Here is an 18377-nt window from a genome sequence, read left to right as displayed (position 1 = left end):
TATCGCCTATGCGCAGGGGTGAAAAGAAGGGCAGATGGGCCGCGCGATGCATGGAGGGGCATGTGGCGGTTGCAGTGGCGGAATAGTTCACGCTACGCAAGAGGTACTGCAAACAATCGCGCCGCAGGAAGTGAAGAAGCGAGGCTGCGGGGTGCGCAGCCTCGCTTCCGGGTTAGAAGTAGTACTTGGCGGCAAGCTGGAAGAAGCGCGAGTTCGGAGTGAAGCTTCCAAGCGAACGGGTGCTCGAGATGACGCCACCATTCGTATTGTCCGTTCCGCTCGGCTGTCCAAAAGCCGGGGTGTTAAAGAGGTTGAAGATATCAGCGCGCAACTGGAGGTACTGTCCTTCAATTGTGTCGAAGTTCTTGAAGGCGCTCATGTTGATGCGCTGATACCCAGGGCCGTAGATCTGGTTGCGTGCACCGCCGAAGAAGGCTGCGGCAGCACCGGGTGAGGTGATCGGGGTTCCCTGCGGGTTAGCCGCGGTCTGCGTGTTGGGAATCAGGCTGCCCGACAGCGGGTTGGCGAAGGCGCAAGGATTGAACCAGGACTGGATGTTGCGGGTCGAGGTTGCGCACGATGTGGAAGCATTGCTCGCGTCCGGCGTCCCACCGGCGGCATACGGGTCGCCGACCAGGATGGCTCGACGTGTATTGGCCCCGTTCGCGCCCGTATTGTTCGGCGTGACGGTGAAGGGATTGCCGGTGAGCGCGTAGAACACCAGGTCCGTGGACCATCCGCCCGCAATCTCGTTCAGGAGACCGCCGTGGTTCAGGAACTGGCGTCCCTTGCCGAATGGCAGCGCGTAATCACCCGTGAAGGTGAAGCGATGCCGCACGTCCCAGTCGGAGTTGGTGTACTCGATACCGATGGGATAAAGGTTGGCGTTGCGATACACGTTGGTGCCGCCGTCGAGCGGGGTACCGGTATCATCGAGCGCGTGGCTGTAGGTATAGGTGGCCAGGAAGTAGAGCCCGTTTGAAGTCTGCTTCTCAAGCGTGGTCTGCAGCGAGTTGTAGCTGCCTACGCCTTCATACAGGTCGTACTGTGCGCCGCCGAAGTTGTTGAAGGGGCGGATGGTCTGGGAGTTATCCGACGGACCTACGAGGCCAACCGGTGCGTTCTGGTCCGTGATCGCCTGCAGGTGACGCGACACGTTGCCGACGTATCCCGTGGTGAGACTCAGCGTACGCGAAAACGCGTACTGGAACGACGCGTTGTACTGCTCGGTATAAGGAGTCTTGGTCTGCAGTTGTCCGCCGACCAGCCCAGGGGTGGACAGGAAGTTCTGGATACCCGCGGCGATGGCAGCCGAGTAACCATTTGCAAGCGTGATGCCGTCCGTGGGGCAAGTGGCCCCGGTGCAGCTCGGCGCCGTAAAGTTGGAGCTGAACGCGTACGGATAGTTATAGGAGGGGTTCGGCGAGCCACCGGCGCTCTCCAGGCCACCGAAGAAGATGCCGTAGCCCAAGCGGGCGACGCTCTTCGGCGTGATCTGGTAAGCGAGGCCAAGCCTCGGGCTGAAGTTGGTGAACTGTGACTTGGCGAGCGAACGGTTGGCACTGTAAGCGATGTTGATGTTGTTGCCGGCGGTCAGCGTCTGAAAGCTTTGCGCGAGGGCCACGTTAGCCTGGCTCTTCGGCAGCAGGTAGGTTCCGGTTCCGGAGCCTGGCCCGTTGATGGAGTTGATGGTGAAGTAGGCTTGGTGGTCGTGCTGTTCTTCGGCAGGCTGGTACCAGTCGTAGCGCAGTCCCAGGTTCATCGTGAGATTATGCGAGACCTTCCAGTCGTCCTGGAGGTAGCCCGCGTCGTACCAGCGCACATCCTCAATCCCGAAGTAGTTAGAAAGGCTTGCTGACCGCATGGAATCTGCCAGGAAGTCAGCCACGCCGTAGCCGGTAAAGCTGAGGTTCGGGTTGGAGGTGTAGAAGCCGTTGTAGTTGTAAGCGCCGTGCGGCTGGATAGGCTGCGTTACAAAGACGCGAACGCTCTCCAGGCTCACCCCGGCGCGGAAGGTGTTGTTGCCAATCACCTTGGTGACGTTGTCGAGGATCTGGAAGACGTTCTCGTACTCGATCGACGGGTAGTAGCCCGGCGAGCCGAAGCTGGTGATGCCGCTGACCGAGGTGCTGGGAAGTCCGCCGTTGTTGGCCTGGAACGGAATGCCGCCGAGGCCGACCTCCGACGCGACATCGGTGTTCGCGCTCTGCTGCAGGAACTGCGCATGCGCCCAGTTGTAGCCGAAGCGGAACTCGTTTGCCAGCGTAGGGGTAAAGATGTGGGTTTCGCTGAGCGCATAGTTCTGCCCCGCGTTCACTGTGGGTCCATCGGAACCGTAGCCGCCGCCGTCAAGCACGGGACCGAACGCTGCCGGGTAGTTGCCGCGCGTGTTCAGGTAGCTCATGCGGAAGAACGCCTGATCATGCTGCGAGGCATTCCAGTCGATACGGCCGTCCCAGTCCACGGTGTTGTTGAGGTCGTTGATGTTGGTGATGTAGTTGTTGTACGTGTTGCGGCCATTCGCGTTGGGCGCAGGGTACAGGTTCAGGATGCGCTGCGCGATGGGGTTGATCTGGGCGGCGCAGAAGACGTTCTGCTGACCGTTGCAGGCCAGGAGGGCAGTGCCGTTCGAGCCGGGCTGGTAGAGCACCGTGGGCGCGCTGGAACCGGTGAGACTGGTGTTGAGCAGTTCGCTGAAGTCACCCTGGCGCATCAGCGCAGTGGGCACCGAGTACGTGCCGACCGAACCAAAAACAATTCGGTTGGCTTCCACATCGCCAAAGAAGAAGAGCTTGTTCTTGAGGATGGGTCCGCCGATGGTCCCGCCGAACTGATTCTGCCGGTACTCGGGCTTGGACTGCGCAAAATAATCGAGCGCGTCGAGCGCGTCATTGCGCCAGTACTCCCATAGGTTGCCGTGGAACTGGTTGGTGCCGGCCTTGATGGAGGCATTGAGCACCGCGCCTGCCGAGTGGCCGAGCTCGGCCGTGTAATCGCTGGTCTGTACCTTGAACTCGGCAAGCGCGTCTGGCGGAGGCCGCACAACATAGGTCGCGCCGTTCAAAAAGTCGATGAGGTTGGAGTTGTTGTCAATGCCGTCGAGGATGAAGTTGTTCTGTTCCGCGCGCAGACCGTTGGCGCTGAAATCGCCGTTGCCTTCACCACGGGAACCGTTGGACTGCGTGACGCCGGCGGCAAGCTGCGCCACGAAGACGAAGTTGCGGCCATTCAGCGGGGTGTCGTTGATGACCTGCGCGCTGACGACCTGCCCGGTCGAGGCCTGCTCGGTTTGCAGTGCCTGTTCCGCACCGCCCTGCACGGTGACCGTCTGGGACACGTCGCCTGTGTGCAGCTCGACATTGGCTTCGAGCCGCTGGCTGACGTTGACCATCAAACCGGACAGCATGGCCTTGTCGAAGTTCGGAGCAGTCACCGTGACGTTGTAGTGGCCGATCTTGACCGGGGAAAAGGTGTAGACACCGCTCGAGTCTGTCTTGCCATTGAGCACAAGGCCGGTTTCGACGCTGGTGATGGTGACCGCGGCTCCCGGCACAACGGCGCCGCTCGGATCTTCCACCGTACCCGAGATGGTGCCCTGGTCAACCTGGGCGTGGAGCGAAAGTGGAAGGGCGCAAGTGGTCAGCAGTGCCAGGAAAAGCGGGCGGCTTCTGGCATACCTCGATGGCCTGGATCGGAATGGATATAACACTTGGTCTCCTCAATGTGGTACAGGTATCGCTTGCTGTGGTGCAGAGCATGCTTCATGCCATGCACCCGCTTGCCCTCTCGGCGTGAAGAACATACCCGGTGCGTGTGCAGTGTGCACCGGCTTCCGAAATCTCTTCACGTGTCCGTGACTGGGGCAATGTATACGCATACATCGGGCAAACAGTAAGAGCAGCCAGTAAGGGTTGTCAAGCACATCCTATATGCTTCTGTCTATTCGTAACTACGTTTGGACTTCTCTATCGTTGATGAGACGGCACGGCTAGTAGCCGGGCGTGGCAATCCCTGCACTAAAAGCCGGAAGCGGCCAGGTCGCAGGGCGTGTCTCAGAGGTGGCGGTCGCGCGGTCTTGCGGTTGTTTCGCGCACCAGCAGGAGCGTGCCGATGCGGATGTGCCTTCCACGCCCGTCCAGGTGTTCCTTGGTGTACTCCAAGGCCTCAACGCAGGCGGCGGCCATCTCACGGCGGCTGACATGGATGGTCGTGAGCGGAGGCTGCAGGATGTCGCTCAGCAGCACATCGTCGGCGCCCACGACGGACATGGAGTGGGGTACCGTCACCCCCGCGCGATGCAGTCCACGCATCACCCCGAAAGCGGTGAGATCGTTGGCCGTCATCACGGCGGTGGGCGGGTCGCTGGTCTGCAGCAGGGCGTGGATGGCGGCTTCTCCGCCATCCACGCGATAGTTCCCGGCGTGGAGCAACTCCGGGTACAGGGTCAATCCACTGCGCGCGAGCCCTTGCTGAAAAGCCTCTAGACGAACCCTGGAGGTGCGCAGTCCTTCAGATCCTCCCACAAACGCAATGCGCCGGTGACCGAGCTGGAAAAGATGCGCGACCGCCTGCGCGAAGCCATCTTCGAAGTCGATCGAAACATCGCTGGTGCCAATGCCGGCGCGGCGACGGTCGATCGTCACAAGCGGTACCTTGCGGGCGAGCAGGGGTTCGACCACCTTGGTATCAAACTCAGAGGCCATCAGCACGACCCCGTCGACCTGCCGCAGCAGCATGCGTCGAATGGAGTGCACCAGCGCTTCGGGGCTTGAGCGGACGTTGGCGAGCAGGACCTCGTGGTCCATGCCGACCAGGATCTCCTCGAAATCGCGCAGAAACTCAGGGTAGAACGGGTTGGTGATGTCCGGAATGATCAGCCCGTAGGTGCGGCTGCGGCCATACTTCAGCGTGGTGGCGAGCGGGTTGGGAATGAAGTTCAGCCCCGCGATGATGCGGCGCACGTGCTCGGCAGTTTCCGGCTTTACCAGCGGCGAGCCATTGATCACGCGGGAAACGGTGGCACTGGATACCCCGGCCCGAAGCGCGACGAACTTCATGTTCATGACTTGCCTGCGTTCTGTGCGCGAGGGTGGGTTGCCGGAGCATGCCTGGTGCGCCCCACCGTAGCCAGTCCTGCCGGTGGGCGTCAAGATGCTTGCGGCGTGAGCTGGTCGCCGGGCCGATCCAGCGGCTTGCGTGCAGCAGGCGAGCGCGTGCTGCTGCAACCCGTCACCGAGGTGCCAGGCGGAGAAGCGCAAGCTCCACTCGGTCCTGATCGCGCGCGGATCTGATCGCGCCCGGATCTTGGATTGTAAAGCGAACTCGATCAAACGCCACGCGCCGGCGGAACGCCCGCCTACTTGGGGTGGGTGTATGTTGCGATTTTCTGCAGCCGGACGCGCACGGCATAGTGGTTGTCAGCCCGGAACTGAAGACCGCGATCCGTCTGATCACCGTTCCAGATACGCGTCATCTGCCATTGATCGCCGGAGTACGTGCCTTGCTCCGCCTGCAGAATCTCCACTTCTTCCTTGGCTGTATCGCTGGGCTCAAACGTCACGCTGGCATCGAAGCCCGTCACCAGAAACTCGAGCGGACCGAGCTGAGCGACAACCACGCGACCCGTGCCCTCGGTCGTTCCCGGCGGCACTTCGCCGTCATGCTGAGGGAAGCCAAAGGCGACCACTGCATCGACCCCGCCGAAATGCAGATGCGCAACCGGCTCTCCCTTGAGCTCGACCGCGGTCTGCAGCTTGCCCTGGTAATTGAGTTGCGCAAGCTGTCCATCGAGCGGGCCGAGCACTGCGTAGTTCAACGCGATCGCATCAGGGATCTTGTTGTCCCGGATCGTCCAGTTGGTGTAGTCCACGCCAAAGGGCGAGAACCCGATGCCACCGTGACCGAGCACATAGAAAAGGTTCGCGCCAAAATCATGCGACATGTGCGTCTCGGGGATGAAGAGTGGATTGTCGGGGCGCCCGTACGCGGACACGACGTCGCGGAACAACTGGCGATCGTTGGAGTAGAAATCAGGACCCAGCATGTCGATCGACGGAGCAGTCTGCTTCCATATGTCGATGTTGGCCTGCTGTGGTCCGCCGCTGGGGTATTCCTGCCCCGCGCTCGGATGGTTCCGGGTGGAAAGCGCGTGCACCGGATACGTGATCCACACGTTGCAGTACATCGGGAGGGGGTACTCGGCTTTGCCTGCTTCGGCCACAGCGTTGATGTAGTGAGCCGTTGCATACGCGGCGAAGCGCTCGTCCGCATCCGCGCCGTACACCTCGGACCAGGAGCCTTTGCGGGTGTGCAGGGCCGCAGGTACCTGGCCGGCGAACTCGCGGTTCGCGTCCGGCGAGTAGTCGCGGATCGCACCGACGGAACCGGACTCGTTCTCGACCTGCATCATGATGACCGTGTGTTCGGTACTGTCGATCTCGCGCACATGGTGCATAAGGGCGGCGAACGCGTGCTTGTCGGCGTCGAGGTTTGACTGCGCAAGCGGAGACATGACATCGAGCGTCTTGCCGTACGCATCCTGTTCGCGCGGATACTTCGCCGGGTCGGATTTGACCCACTCCGGCACATAGTGGTTCTGGCCGTTCTTCCAGGTGCCGAACCAGAGCAGCACGAGGTGCAGGTGATGTTCACGTGCGCCGCGAATCAGAAGGTCAACGTTGCTGAAGTCGAACTGTCCCGGCTGCCGTTCCATCAGCTCCCAGTACACGGGCGCCTCGATGGTATTGGCATGGAGGTCGGCAAATGCCGGCCAGACGTCGGGAAGCGTGGCGGCCCATGAGCTGGAGTTATTGATCTGCGCACCGAGCATGAAGTACGGCTTGCCGTCCACGATCAGCGCGGAGCGCCCATTCGCCTTCTCGATGCGCGGCATGTCGCCTGCAGGGGCCTGCGCGCCGGCTGCCAGGGCAGAGGCGAGCAGCAGGCTCGCGACCATCCAACTCCTGCTGCGACTCGCCCGCGAAGGGGCGCGCTTGCGCCGTGCCTGTGCAGCGGAGTGGGACGGTGCGGTCCGAAGTGTTCGGAAGAACTCGATCATGGGGTGACATCCTCTCGTGGGCAGCAGGCGTACAGGGCGAGCGAAAGCTCGAATGTAACCGTATACAATTTCCGGGTAGAACAGTAGAAGCCCGCGTGCGCAGGTGTCAAGGACTGGGCAGGTGTCGGCTGCTGGTGCAGCCCGTGACTGCCTGGGACATCCGCCTGTTGCTCCTGCCGCGGCAGCACCCACGCAGCGCCGACGATTTTGTTTCATGCGGTTTCCGCTTGGCTTCCCTCTGGATCGTGCTTCACAATCGGTGCGACCGCCGAGGACAGCCGCTCGTGATTGCAGCAGATTCGCGCCTCCCCCGGCGCAACCCAGTGGTCGGCTCTTTATGGTTCGGCCATTTGGAGCAGTTGACGTGCCACAAAGTCGTCGACGACGGCCAGGCTCTGAAGCAACTGGCTCGTGGCCTGCGTTGCCGCCTGGTTGCGTGCGGGCTGCTCCTGTTCGCGAGCGGCCCGCTGCTCCATGCCCGTGACCGGCCGATGCCGTTTTACTTTCATCACCAGGCATGGTCGACCGAGGATGGACTGCCCCAGGCAAGCGTGCATGCCCTGCTGCAAAGCGGCGACGGATCGCTCTGGGTGGGCACAGAAGCAGGGCTCGCACGCTTTGACGGTCAGAGCTTTCGCGTGCTCAACCACGACGGGGTGCCTGCGCTGGCCAGCGATGACATCAGCAGCCTGGCGGAAGATGCCGCCGGGGATCTCTGGTTCGGCACCGTGGATGGGCTCGTGCGCAAGCGTGGCGAAGCGTACCGCCTGTTCCGCACCCAGGATGGGCTGCCCTCCAACGAGATCGTCTCCGTTGCCAGCCGGGCTCGTGAGTTGCTCGTGCTGACCACAGGCGGACTCGCAGCAGAGCGCGGCGATCACTTCGAGTGGGTCCGGACCAGCGCCCGCATCGTCAGCGTCAGCAACGCCGCTGACGGACTCGTTGCCGTCGACAGTCGTGGGACGCCCTACCGCTGGCGAAGCGGGCGCCTGGTGGCACAGCAGGCGCCGCAGCCGGAGGCGCTGCCGGTGCTGGGTGCCGTGGTGAATGATCGCAGGCAGGAAGTCTGGACGTATGGTTCGGACTTTGTGCACGTGGTATCGCCCTCGCAGACCCGGACTTGGCACACAGGAACAGAGCTGCCCGGAAGCCGGGTCCAGGCGCTGTATGCGGACGGGCAGGGCAGGATGTGGATTGGAACAAACCGCGGGCTTGTTTCCGCAGCGCCTGCAGCAGGCTTTCGCTTCGAGCCATGGGACGCATTGCGCGGCGAATCTGTTCTCTCCATCGATCAGGACCGCGAAGGGGACCTGTGGATCGGCACCGAGGGCTCGGGCTTGCATGCGTTGCAGCCGCGCAAGTTCGCCATGGACCTAGGCTCCGGCTCAGAGACCATCACGGCCATTGTGCGGAACAGCAGTGGACGTATGGACTGGGGCACCCGCGACGATGGCGTTTTTCAAAGCGGAACCACGGCCGTCGCACTGGCGCGCGGCAGGTTGTTGAGCCCGGTGGTGCTCTCGCTTGCCGCGGGCCGGCAGGGGGATGTGTGGGTGGGAACACCCGACGGGCTTAACCACATCGCAGGCGCGAAGGTGCAGCGCTGGACCGTTTCCGAAGGGCTTCCGGATGACTTCGTCCGGAGCGTGCTGGTGGATGCGGACGACACGGTGTGGGCAGGCACGCGGTTTGGACTGGCGCATATCGATAAGAACACCGTGCACACGTTCACCCTCGCCGATGGGCTCGGCAGTAACTCCATTGGACCCATGCTTGGGCTTCCAGCAGGCACCGGGACCGGGGGTGTCCTCTATGTCGGGACTTCGAATGGATTGTGCGTTCGCAGCGGCCGTGCCTTCCGCTGTGTGTCTTCTGGTGCGCAGCAGGGTGGGAGCATTATCACCGCGCTCGGCGCAGATCACCAGGGAAGGGTGTGGGCGGCGGTGCATGAAGCTGGACTTGCGCTTGCAGGTGAGAACGCGCTGCTCCCGGTACACAGCGCCGCTCTGCCGCGAGAGATACTGGGCATCCTGGCCGACCAGGACGGTTATCTGTGGCTTCGTTCCACGCGGGGCTTGTACCGGACCAGGGTGAACGAGCTGCGAGCCTGCCTTGCCGGCACCCTCGACGGCCGCAACCTCCAGGTGGATGCGTATGGACGAAGCGACGGCATGCCCAGTGAGGAAGCAGTAGGGGCTGGCAGCCCCACTGTTGCCGAGGGTGAGGACGGGGAGTTATGGTTTGCCACCCGGCGCGGCATCGCTGTTACCGACCCCGAGCATCTACGCGGCGTGCATGTGCCACCGGGCATCGTGCTCACACAGGTGTTTGTCGACGGGGCGAGCTTTGCGATGGACGCGCCGGCAGAGATCGGCCCCGGACATCAACAATTTAGTTTCGAATACGCAGGTCTCAGCTTGAACAACGCTGCGCGCATCCACTATCGGTATCAACTCAACGGCTTCGACCAGCACTGGGTGGATGCCGGAACGCGACGCACCGCTTACTACACCAACCTCCCGCCAGGTCAATATGCATTTCACGTCATTGCGGCAAATGGCGATGGCGTATGGAGCAGGGATGAGGCTGTGCTTCGCTTTCGTGTGCGCGCTCCGTGGTATCGCAAGCTGTGGGTATACCTGCTCGCCGGGTGTGTTGCGATCGTTGGTGTGCTGGGATTGGTGCAGGTGCGGTTGCGCGCAGAAGCACGTCGTTTTGCCCTGGTGCTGCAGGAGCGCACGCGCGTCGCCCGCGAGATGCATGACACCCTTGCACAGGACCTGGTGAGCGTATCGCTGCAGGTAGAGATCGCCACGCAACATGCAAAAGCGGGGCGCCTGAGCGATGTGCTGGAGCCGCTGGCACAAACGCGCTCGCTCGTGCGGCAGGCGCTCGAGTCTGCGCGGCAGAGCATCTGGAACCTTCGTGTGCACCTGTCGGACGCGAGCCTTCCTGCCCGCTTGACGGCTCGCGTCAAGAGCTTCCAGGATGCGGCAACCGTGACGCAGCTTCGGATTGGTGGTGAATATCGCAGCGCCGCTCCGGAAGTAGAGAATGAGGTAATGCGGATCGCGAGCGAAGCCATCTCAAACGTAGAGCAGCATGCAGGTGCGACCGAGATGTTGGTGAGCCTGGAGTATGGTTCACAGAACCTTCGGCTGCGGGTGCGGGACAATGGCTGCGGGTTTCACTATGCAGCGTCGCGCGCGCTGCCCGGCCACTACGGCATTCGGGGCCTGGAGGAGCGCGCTGCTGAGCTGCGGGCAGAGCTGCAGGTCGAAAGTGCTCTGGGACATGGAACCACGGTGACGCTTACAGTGCCGCTGCCGGAAGAGGACGCATGATGGTCACGAGTGAAAACATCCGGGTCTTTGTGGTCGAAGATCACGCGGTCGTGCGGCAGGGTCTCGTTGCGCTGCTGTCGTCGGTGCAGGGAATCGAAGTGGTGGGGTGTGCAAAGGACGGGCAGGAGGCCCTCAGTCTTTATGCATCGCTCGCGCCCGATGTCACGCTGATGGACCTGCAGATGCCGCAGATGCGCGGCGTGGATGCTATCCAGGCGATCCGGCGCATGTGGCCTGCGGCGCGTTTCATTGTGCTTACAACATTTGACGGAGATGAAGACATTTACCGCGCCATGCAGGCCGGGGCGAAAGCGTATCTGCTCAAAGGGATGGAGGTGGACGAGCTGGTGCAGGCGATCCAGGCCGTGCACTCCGGGCGAGCCCGCATGTCTTCGGCCATCGCCGAGAAGCTCGCGCAGCGGGTGAGCAGCCAGGACCTGACCACGCGCGAGATAGCCGTGCTTGAACGCATCGTGGCAGGGCGGGCAAACAAGGAGATCGCAAGCGATCTGCGTATCACTGAGGCCACGGTGAAATCGCACGTCAACAGTCTGCTTGGTAAGATGGGTGCTTCGGATCGAACCCATGCCGCGGTTCTTGCGCTGCAGCGCGGTATCGTGCACCTGAGCTAATTTACGGAGTTGCTATGCGGCGGCTGAGCTTGATCTGTGCATGCTGGTTCCTCGGGATGCAGGCACTGGGACAGAACACTGCGGAGGAGCATTGGAGAGCAGCAACTCCAGCCGAGCTTGAGGCTGCGCTTCCGGCGCGAGCCACTGTGCAACGAGAGCACATCGAGACAGAGATGCGCACCGCAAATGGCCTGATCAACGCGAAGCATCAGGTGATCGCAGTGGTCGTGCTCATCACGGCCGGCTATGCCTCGGATGGAAAGTACTCGCACTACCTTCTGGTTCAGTCACCGATCGAGTTGGAAGACAACCTGACTTTGAAGCCCGGAGCCTATGCCGTGGGCTGGCGTCGCGGCGAGAACACGCTCGAGGTCCACTTCTTCGACAGCCTTACGGGTGCGGAGCGTGGAAGCGAAACTGCCCGCCTCGATCCGGCAAAAGGCCATGTGGAAAGTTTTCACATCTGGCCACCCGCTGATCACAAGGGCATACAGATCGGCCGGTTCTACATGCACTACACGCTGCCTTGAAAGCGTGACCTCGACTCCTGCCACACGCGGTGTTGCACTTACGAACGTCTGGCAGTGTTGCTGGGGCAAGTGTGTCGGGTTTACTTCTGAGACGGTTGTGGCGCGGTCTCCCGGCTTCGGTCCAGTGTTCGCCCCGGTGCGTCGCCGAGGCGCCCGGTGAGCAGCCAATCGATTCGGCTGCGAAGATCGCTTTCGCGTGCTTCTCCCGTGATGCGCGTGATCACCTCACCCGATGCGTCCAGAATCAGAGTGCTGGGCACGACGTCGCCCAGGCCAACCTTGGACATCGTCTCCGTGGTGGCGCCTGCCCAGACCTCGAGCTTTACCTCGTGCCTGGCGAGGCTCGCCGCAAGTTGCTCGCGGCTCTTGCCCTCATCGATAGAGACGGCTACGAAGCGCACCGGTTTGCCGGCGTAGGCATCATGCAAGCGCGAAAGCAGTGGAAGCTCCTCCTGGCACGGACCGCACCAGGTAGCCCAGAAGTTGAGCACGACGATGTTGCCCTTGAGTGCCGAGAGCCGCTGCTTCTGGCCGGAGAGATCTTTCAACGCGATCTCCGGCACTACGTTCGACGACGACGCCGCGGCTGACGCGCAAAGCGCGAGACTGAAGATCAGGGGGAGGTATGTGCCTGTGAGCATGCAATGCCTTTCGCAAAATAAGAAATAGTAAGTGGACTGCGGCCGTGCGTTAGAAATGGTGCGCAAGGCTGGCAATGACGGTGTAGTCCGCGAAGAAGGCATCCCCATTGGTGATGTGATACGCAATCTCCGGCACGCTGGGCGGGCGATCGCGGTATAGCGCCCACGGACCATTGACCGAGAGGGTGTCCCGCTTGTAATTCAGCATCAGTCCAGGGTCGATCGAGATGATGGAGCCGGGACGGCGAAACCCATTGCTGCTGCCCAGCAGGTCGCGCACCGGCACGCCCTCGCCACGGATCCCGAGACTGAGCGCGACTCCACGTACTCTGGGGACGGCCTGCGAGATACCCGCGCGGTAGAGATACTGGTCTGTCACAGACATGACCCCTTGGCCTGGCTGCGTACGGAACGTCGCGACCCCGTTGGTGTCTTCCGGGTTGAAGAGGTAGTTGCCCTGTCCGTAAGCCGATGCCGTATGCCACAGACGCTTGTAGCCTTGCGTGCCGACGCTGAAGCCCCATGCCCCGTCGCCGGGTTGGAGCGACTGGTCTGCCGTTGCCTTGATGGTCTGTCCAAGATTCACGGCTGATCCGGTTGCGTCGTTGATCCCGGTGGGCAGCTTCACCTGGGCATTGATGGCAACGTTGCCGCCGTTTTCTGTGGGTGGCCGGAAGATCCAGGCCTGTGCTCCCAGCGTCACATCGCCCAGGCCGCTGACCTGAAACACGCCCACCGGTGCATAGACCTGGTTGCGGGTGCCGTTGTACACAGGAACGTCAGCAATGAAGCTCCAACGGTGCGAGACGCGGTACTCGATGCCGATGTCGAAGATGTTCTGATGGTTGCGGACTACCGTGGGACGTGCGATCTCATTGCTGCCCTGGAAGTACTTGTTGGAGTTGAAGACCCGATAGCCGATCTCTACGGTGAGGTTGTGTATCGAAAAGTGAGAGTCATCGATCGAGTCGTCAGACCGGACGAGCTCACCAATAAGGCGCTGGTTGCTGTGAGCCGCGACGCAGCCCTGGCCGAGGGCGGCGATGGGTGGCAATACTGCGATGGCCAGTGCGGCCGGCAGAAAGGTGCTTTTCGAGATCACTGTGTCCTCTCCTGAACGGGAACGCGCTCCTGGCAACAGCAGTGAGCGGTGCATTCCAGATGCGCACACCGTAGCGGCCGGGCGCACGCACTGTCTTCCATCATTCGATGGAGACGAGCTTCAACCCGCCAGGCCGATGCGCTTGACGAGGGCGCACCGCCGCGAGCTCATCTCCGCACTTCGGCATGCCCCTGAGTCAGGTCCGGCTCACCATCGCAGTCCTGTGGCCGGATCCGGTCGTCCCCCGGTCGAGATCTCGGCTATGGTTCTGCTTCGGTGAGCACGCTGCGTAAAATCAGTGCATAACCGGAGAACCTTTTAAAGGTGCTCGGAAAAGGACCCATCGTGCAACGGAGAGAGTTTGTCAAGGTACTAGGACTGGGCGCCGCCGCGGCTGCAGTGGATGCCGTCGCAGAGACCGATAAAGACGATGCCTACATCCCTGAGAGCGATCCACTTGTTCTGCGCAAGCTCGACCAATGGCAGGATTGGAAGTTTGGTTTCATGATGCATTGGGGCGCCTATAGTGAGTGGGGCGTGGTCGAGTCATGGTCGATCTGTTCCGAGGACTGGATCAAGCGTCCGGCGGGCACAAGCTATGTTGACTACAAAGCGAAATACCAGGCGCTACCAAAGACCTTCAATCCGGTCGGCTTCAATCCGGACGCATGGGCCAAGGTTGCCAAGGATGCAGGCATGCGATACGCCGTCTTTACCACCAAGCATCACGACGGCTTTTCGATGTTTGACACGAAACAGACCGACTACCGCATCACCGCGCCCGACGTGCCATTTCATACAAATCCCCGCGCCAACATCGCAAACGAAGTTTTCTCAGCCTTTCGCAAGCAGCAGTTTGGCATCGGTGCGTATTTTTCCAAGCCTGACTGGCACCACCCGGACTACTGGGCCGCAGAATGGGCCACGCCTGATCGCAATGTGAACTATGACACGCGCAAATACACCGAGCGTTGGAAGAGCTATGTTTCCTTCGTGCACCATCAGATCGCGGAGCTGACCTCAGACTACGGATCGGTCGATATCCTCTGGCTCGACGGCGGCTGGGTCAATGCAAAAAGCCATCCGGATGCAGTCGTCGGCAGCGGAGAAGTGCCCTGGGCGCAGGATATCGACATGCCCGGCATCACCGCGCTTGCGCGTAAGAACCAGCCCGGCCTCATTGTTGTCGACCGCGCTGTCGGCGGCCCGTATGAAAACTACCGCACGCCGGAGCAGAAGATTCCGGACACGCCTCTGCCGTATCCCTGGGAAACCTGCATGACGCTGGGCGATTCCTGGTCCTACGTACCGAACGACCGCTACAAGTCGGCACGTCAGATCGTCCACCTGCTGGTGGACGTCGTGGCCAAAGGCGGCAACTACCTGCTCAACGTCGGCCCCGATGCGAACGGCGAACTGCCTGCCGCCGCCGTGGCAAGACTCGCCGAAATTGGGGCGTGGATGAAGATCAACGGCGAGGCGATCTATGGAACGCGTCCCGTGGCGCCCTATCGGGACGGCAAAGTATGCTTCACCCGCGCAAAGAGCGGTGCCACCTTTGCGATCTATCTGCTTGATGATGGCGAGCCGGTTCCGGAATCGATCTGGTTGAAGGGGGTTGCCCCAACGGACGGAGCGAGCATCTCCATGATCGGAAGCGACAAAAAGCTCATGTGGCAGCGAGTGGGAGCAGGAACGCGCGTCGCTCTGTCCAAAGTTGACATCGCCGCCCGCCAACTATCCAATCCTTATGCGGTCAGCCTGCGTATCTCATGACCCTTCCGAGGAGGATTAAACAATCACAGAGGCTGCAGCCAGGTTTCAATCGTGTGCATCAGGCACTTTGCGTCTGATCCTCTGATTTGTTTCGCGCGGTGCAGGCATCGGCTACAGGCGATCGCCATAGAGCGGCAAACCCGTTTTCTGGTGTCGGCCCGCGTCCCTGCAGCTAATCCTGCTCCACGCGATGGCGTGGCACATGGATATAGAACCGTGAAGGGAGCCAGTTCACCGGAGAGACCCTTATGCTTGGTATGGCCAAACAGGTTCATCGCTTCGACTGGGCGAAGTACGTTTTTTCGCCGTCGACAGTGGTCGGCATTACCCGACTGTCAGCGGCAGGACAGTGAGTCTGCGGCATGTTGGCGACAGCCGCTACGAACGCATAGCTTTCCCGGGAAGTAGTTCGCGGTCTGCGATCGGCAGCCAAAGAGGGCACGCTTAAAGAGCTCCACCTGGGGTCTCCCAGTCCGCAGCGAAGTCGCTGACGACCGAGCGGCCAGTAGCCAGCAAGAGACAACCAGCGCCACCGCTTGATTCTGGTGCTTCAAAAGACCATTTTTGGAGGTTTGTCTGGTGCGCCCGGAAGGATTCGAACCTCCGGCCTATTGGTTCGTAGCCAATTGCTCTATCCAGCTGAGCTACGGGCGCACATGCTGTTCGCAGGGGGCGAACACTTTTCAAAGATAGCAAGAGAGAGCCGAGGTGTCCAGCCCGCTGCTGGCTGGAGTCCAGTTATGCCTGTGCAAAGGGCGTGCGTAAACCTGTCCGACTGAACCAGCTAGCGGACGGCGGGCTGCTCAGGCTGAGTGTCTGTCTTCGGCGCAGGCTGCGGAGGAATCAGCGAGATTTCGCCGGTGATATCGAGGCCGGTGCGGCGGAGCAGCTGCTGCACGATGACGCGGGTCAGGCGGGTCGCGTCGAACTCGACGCGTACCTGGCGAGCCGACTCGTCCACGCGCACAGCGCGGATGCCGTATACCTCGGAAAGATTGTTGATGGCGAGCATGCAGCGTTCGGTGGGGTGTTCCGCATAGCCGAACAGGACGTCCAGAGGCATCATAGTGCCCTGATAATAGCAGCCTACTGAAGCGCCCGGAGGTAGCTTTCTATCTCCGGATCGGTCCAGCCGTTTGCGGGCGCGCCGATGAACTTGCGCCGCACAACGCCATCGCGATCGATGATGAACGTCTCCGGCGGCATGGTCGTGCCATACGCCTGGTTGGAGCGGCCCGAGCTGTCCAGTGCGGTGCGCAGCGCCACGTGGTGCACCTGCAGGAAGCGGGCGTACGCGTCGGGGTTGCGGTCAAAAGAGACGGCCAGGACGGTGACGGCGGGCATCTGCTGCTGCAGTTGTGTCAGCGAAGGCAGCTCCGCCAGGCAGGGCGGGCACCACGAAGCCCAGAAGTTAAGCACCACGACGCGCCCGCGCAGCGCCGCCAAAGGCTGACCCGGCAGTGCAAGTGCCGGTGCGGGCTTGCCGATGAGGCCAAGCGAGGCATTGCCCGTATCGCAGCCGGAAAGCAGCGGGATCAGCAGAAACGCGACAGTGGTGAGCAGGGAGCGACGCACAGCTTCTATCATAGGAGATTGCGGGCAGGCCCCCTGCCGCCTGCTGCCGCAGACAGGGTGCTGCTCTGGTCCCTGGTCCCTGGTTGCTCGAGTTGCGGGGCAGCGGCCGGGCATTTACAGGAAAGGCGATCGAGGATCAGCAATGACAGGCGAGTTGGAACAGCACAGGGAGCCATCGGACGAGGCAACAGCCGAGATGCACGCGAGCCCGGGAACCACGTTGCTGAGCGTGATCGTGGCCGCCCGCGATGAAGCGGACCGGCTGGCAGAGTGCCTGGCTTCGCTGCTGCAACAGAGCGAGCCCGGCTGGTTGCTGGGCGAGCACTGGGAGTTGCTGGTTGTGGATGATGGCTCGTCGGATCGGACGGCCGCCATCGCGGCGGGCTTTGCCGGGGTGCGAGTGCTCACGGCTCCGCTGCCGCTGCCTCAGGGCTGGACGGGCAAGAACAATGCCTGCCAGGCCGGCGCGCAGGCGGCGCAGGGCCAGTGGCTGCTGTTTACCGATGCCGACACCGTGCACCCGGTGGCTACCGGCGGCCGGTCCACCAGCCGCTCTGTGGTGGAGGCCGAAAGATACAAAGTTGACCTGTTGTCGTATGCGCCCCGCCAGGTTGCACGCGGGCTGCTGCAGCGCGCCCTGCTGCCGCTCATCTACTCCGAACTCGCAAGCGCTTACCCTGAAAAGTCGGTGAACGACCCGGCCCGGCGTATCGCCGTGGCGAATGGCCAGTTCCTGCTGTGCCGCGCCGACACATACCGGTCCCTTGGCGGACATGCCGCGGTGGCTGGCTCGCTGATAGGGGAGGTGGATTTTGCATTTTTGGCCAAGCGCGGCAAGGTGCCGCTGCGTTATCGCTACGAGCCGGAAGCTGTTGAAGCTTACTCGCCGGAGGACCCAACCCTCCTCTGGCGCGGCTGGACCAAAAACCTTGCGCTGCTCATCCACAACGTGCTGCCACTGGCATTGTGGCGGCTGTTGGATGTGGCTCTCCTGTGGGGCCTTGTGCTGCTCGCGCTGTTGTACCCCACGCCGTACCTCTGGGTGCGCGCGGCGTTCTGGCTGTTCTGGCTGCGCACCCTGGTGCGCGTTTACCGGCGGGCTGCGCGCTCGCACTTTCCCACGCTGGACGTGCTGGTGAGCATTGCCCTGGGCCTGCCGGTCTTTGCAGCGCTGCTGTATGCCAGTTGGTACCGCGTACGGATGCTGCGACGGGTGCTGTGGAAGGGCAGAGAAGTGCTGGTGGCGCGCACATGAGGATTGGCCAACACGAAACAAGAATCACCGAAGAAAGGCCAAAACGATGATCCTGCTCACACGGCGGGCCGAGTGGAGCGCTTCGCACTACTACTGGGTAGACAGTTGGAGCGAAGCGCAGAACCGGGAGCGGTTCGGCAAGTGCGCCAACCGTAACGGACATGGTCACAATTATGTTCTGGACGTGACGGTGCGCGGCAACGTGGATCCGCAGACCGGGTTCGTGGTCGATCTGAAGTGGTTGAAGGACGTGCTGGAGCGCGAGGTCATTGCCGTTTTTGACCATCGCCATCTTAATCTTGAAGTGCCGGAGTTTCGCACGTTGATGCCCACCACCGAGAATATTGCCATTGCGATATGGCGCCGGCTGGCGGATAAGGTGAGCCCCGCGGCGACGCTGCATCAGGTGCGCGTGTACGAGACTCCGGACCTGTTTGCCGACTACTACGGTGAGGCCTAGGACCT

At 61.9% G+C, this 18377-nt stretch carries 13 protein-coding genes and 1 tRNA gene; 6 read left to right on the top strand and 8 right to left on the bottom strand.

What is annotated here, in order from left to right:
* Positions 1 to 172 precede the first annotated feature (172 nt).
* The 3 genes from D1Y84_RS01470 to D1Y84_RS01460 all read right to left on the bottom strand — a co-directional run bounded on the left by D1Y84_RS01470 (position 173) and on the right by D1Y84_RS01460 (position 6955).
* Positions 173 to 3709: a TonB-dependent receptor gene (locus tag D1Y84_RS01470; protein ID WP_124846926.1), complete on the bottom strand. Its 3537-nt coding sequence runs from the start codon at positions 3707 to 3709 to the stop codon at positions 173 to 175.
* A 343-nt stretch (positions 3710 to 4052) separates the two neighbouring features.
* On the bottom strand, positions 4053 to 5063 hold the full coding sequence (locus tag D1Y84_RS01465) for a LacI family DNA-binding transcriptional regulator (RefSeq protein ID WP_124846925.1): 1011 nt from the start codon (positions 5061 to 5063) through the stop codon (positions 4053 to 4055).
* Positions 5064 to 5356: 293 nt separating this feature from the next.
* The gene (locus D1Y84_RS01460; protein ID WP_233580947.1) at positions 5357 to 6955 is read right to left on the bottom strand and encodes a DUF5597 domain-containing protein; all 1599 of its coding nucleotides are present in this window, start codon (positions 6953 to 6955) and stop codon (positions 5357 to 5359) included.
* A gap of 386 nt (positions 6956 to 7341) precedes the next feature.
* Between D1Y84_RS01460 and D1Y84_RS01455 the strand changes: the two genes are divergently transcribed.
* From D1Y84_RS01455 to D1Y84_RS01445, 3 genes are all read left to right on the top strand, one after another.
* Positions 7342 to 10401 carry a sensor histidine kinase gene (locus tag D1Y84_RS01455; protein ID WP_124846923.1) on the top strand — a complete coding sequence of 1020 codons (3060 nt, stop codon included), beginning with the start codon at positions 7342 to 7344 and terminating at the stop codon, positions 10399 to 10401.
* Positions 10398 to 11033 (top strand): response regulator transcription factor, encoded by a 636-nt coding sequence (locus D1Y84_RS01450; protein ID WP_124846922.1) that lies wholly within the window; start codon positions 10398 to 10400, stop codon positions 11031 to 11033. The genes D1Y84_RS01455 and D1Y84_RS01450 overlap by 4 nt, the downstream gene beginning before the upstream one ends.
* A 173-nt stretch (positions 11034 to 11206) precedes the next feature.
* Complete coding sequence (locus tag D1Y84_RS01445) at positions 11207 to 11563, top strand: hypothetical protein (protein ID WP_233580945.1); 357 nt, start codon at positions 11207 to 11209, stop codon at positions 11561 to 11563.
* An 80-nt stretch (positions 11564 to 11643) separates the two neighbouring features.
* On the opposite strand, the gene D1Y84_RS01440 is transcribed toward D1Y84_RS01445, so the two are convergent.
* Positions 11644 to 12204: a TlpA disulfide reductase family protein gene (locus D1Y84_RS01440; protein ID WP_158615257.1), complete on the bottom strand. Its 561-nt coding sequence runs from the start codon at positions 12202 to 12204 to the stop codon at positions 11644 to 11646.
* Positions 12205 to 12253: 49 nt separating this feature from the next.
* Positions 12254 to 13306 (bottom strand): hypothetical protein, encoded by a 1053-nt coding sequence (locus tag D1Y84_RS17810; RefSeq protein WP_158615256.1) that lies wholly within the window; start codon positions 13304 to 13306, stop codon positions 12254 to 12256.
* A gap of 324 nt (positions 13307 to 13630) precedes the next feature.
* Here D1Y84_RS17810 and D1Y84_RS01435 point away from each other — a divergent pair, with 324 nt between their 5' ends.
* Positions 13631 to 15082, top strand: a complete 1452-nt coding sequence (locus tag D1Y84_RS01435; RefSeq protein ID WP_199726337.1) for an alpha-L-fucosidase — start codon at positions 13631 to 13633, stop codon at positions 15080 to 15082.
* 577 nt (positions 15083 to 15659) lie between these two features.
* Here the strand turns inward: D1Y84_RS01435 and D1Y84_RS01430 are convergent.
* From D1Y84_RS01430 to D1Y84_RS01420, 3 genes are all read right to left on the bottom strand, one after another.
* A tRNA-Arg gene (locus D1Y84_RS01430) sits at positions 15660 to 15736 on the bottom strand.
* 130 nt (positions 15737 to 15866) lie between these two features.
* Positions 15867 to 16148: a hypothetical protein gene (locus tag D1Y84_RS01425; protein ID WP_124846919.1), complete on the bottom strand. Its 282-nt coding sequence runs from the start codon at positions 16146 to 16148 to the stop codon at positions 15867 to 15869.
* A 20-nt stretch (positions 16149 to 16168) separates the two neighbouring features.
* Positions 16169 to 16669 (bottom strand): TlpA disulfide reductase family protein, encoded by a 501-nt coding sequence (locus D1Y84_RS01420; RefSeq protein WP_124846918.1) that lies wholly within the window; start codon positions 16667 to 16669, stop codon positions 16169 to 16171.
* A gap of 130 nt (positions 16670 to 16799) precedes the next feature.
* On the opposite strand from D1Y84_RS01420, the gene D1Y84_RS01415 reads away from it, so the two are divergent.
* Both D1Y84_RS01415 and D1Y84_RS01410 read left to right on the top strand, forming a co-directional pair.
* On the top strand, positions 16800 to 17912 hold the full coding sequence (locus D1Y84_RS01415) for a glycosyltransferase family 2 protein (protein ID WP_233580943.1): 1113 nt from the start codon (positions 16800 to 16802) through the stop codon (positions 17910 to 17912).
* Positions 17913 to 17958: 46 nt separating this feature from the next.
* Positions 17959 to 18372: a 6-carboxytetrahydropterin synthase gene (locus tag D1Y84_RS01410; protein WP_124846917.1), complete on the top strand. Its 414-nt coding sequence runs from the start codon at positions 17959 to 17961 to the stop codon at positions 18370 to 18372.
* Positions 18373 to 18377: the final 5 nt, after the last annotated feature.

The sequence above is a fragment of the Acidipila sp. EB88 genome, assembly GCF_003858395.1.
In the GTDB taxonomy this organism is placed as follows: domain Bacteria; phylum Acidobacteriota; class Terriglobia; order Terriglobales; family Acidobacteriaceae; genus EB88.
The sequence above is the reverse complement of the archived record's forward strand: the minus strand, read 5'-3'. Positions and strand labels throughout refer to the sequence as shown.

What these genes read in the sequence shown, in the direction of transcription:
- D1Y84_RS01465 (WP_124846925.1), bottom strand. Translation starts at nt 5,063, where the DNA reads ATGAACATGAAGTTCGTCGCGCTTCGGGCCGGGGTATCCAGTGCCACC.
- D1Y84_RS01460 (WP_233580947.1), bottom strand. Translation starts at nt 6,955, where the DNA reads ATGGTCGCGAGCCTGCTGCTCGCCTCTGCCCTGGCAGCCGGCGCGCAG.
- D1Y84_RS01450 (WP_124846922.1), top strand. Translation starts at nt 10,398, where the DNA reads ATGATGGTCACGAGTGAAAACATCCGGGTCTTTGTGGTCGAAGATCAC.
- D1Y84_RS01445 (WP_233580945.1), top strand. Translation starts at nt 11,207, where the DNA reads ATGCGCACCGCAAATGGCCTGATCAACGCGAAGCATCAGGTGATCGCA.
- D1Y84_RS01440 (WP_158615257.1), bottom strand. Translation starts at nt 12,204, where the DNA reads ATGCTCACAGGCACATACCTCCCCCTGATCTTCAGTCTCGCGCTTTGC.
- D1Y84_RS01425 (WP_124846919.1), bottom strand. Translation starts at nt 16,148, where the DNA reads ATGATGCCTCTGGACGTCCTGTTCGGCTATGCGGAACACCCCACCGAA.
- D1Y84_RS01420 (WP_124846918.1), bottom strand. Translation starts at nt 16,669, where the DNA reads ATGATAGAAGCTGTGCGTCGCTCCCTGCTCACCACTGTCGCGTTTCTG.
- D1Y84_RS01415 (WP_233580943.1), top strand. Translation starts at nt 16,800, where the DNA reads ATGACAGGCGAGTTGGAACAGCACAGGGAGCCATCGGACGAGGCAACA.
- D1Y84_RS01410 (WP_124846917.1), top strand. Translation starts at nt 17,959, where the DNA reads ATGATCCTGCTCACACGGCGGGCCGAGTGGAGCGCTTCGCACTACTAC.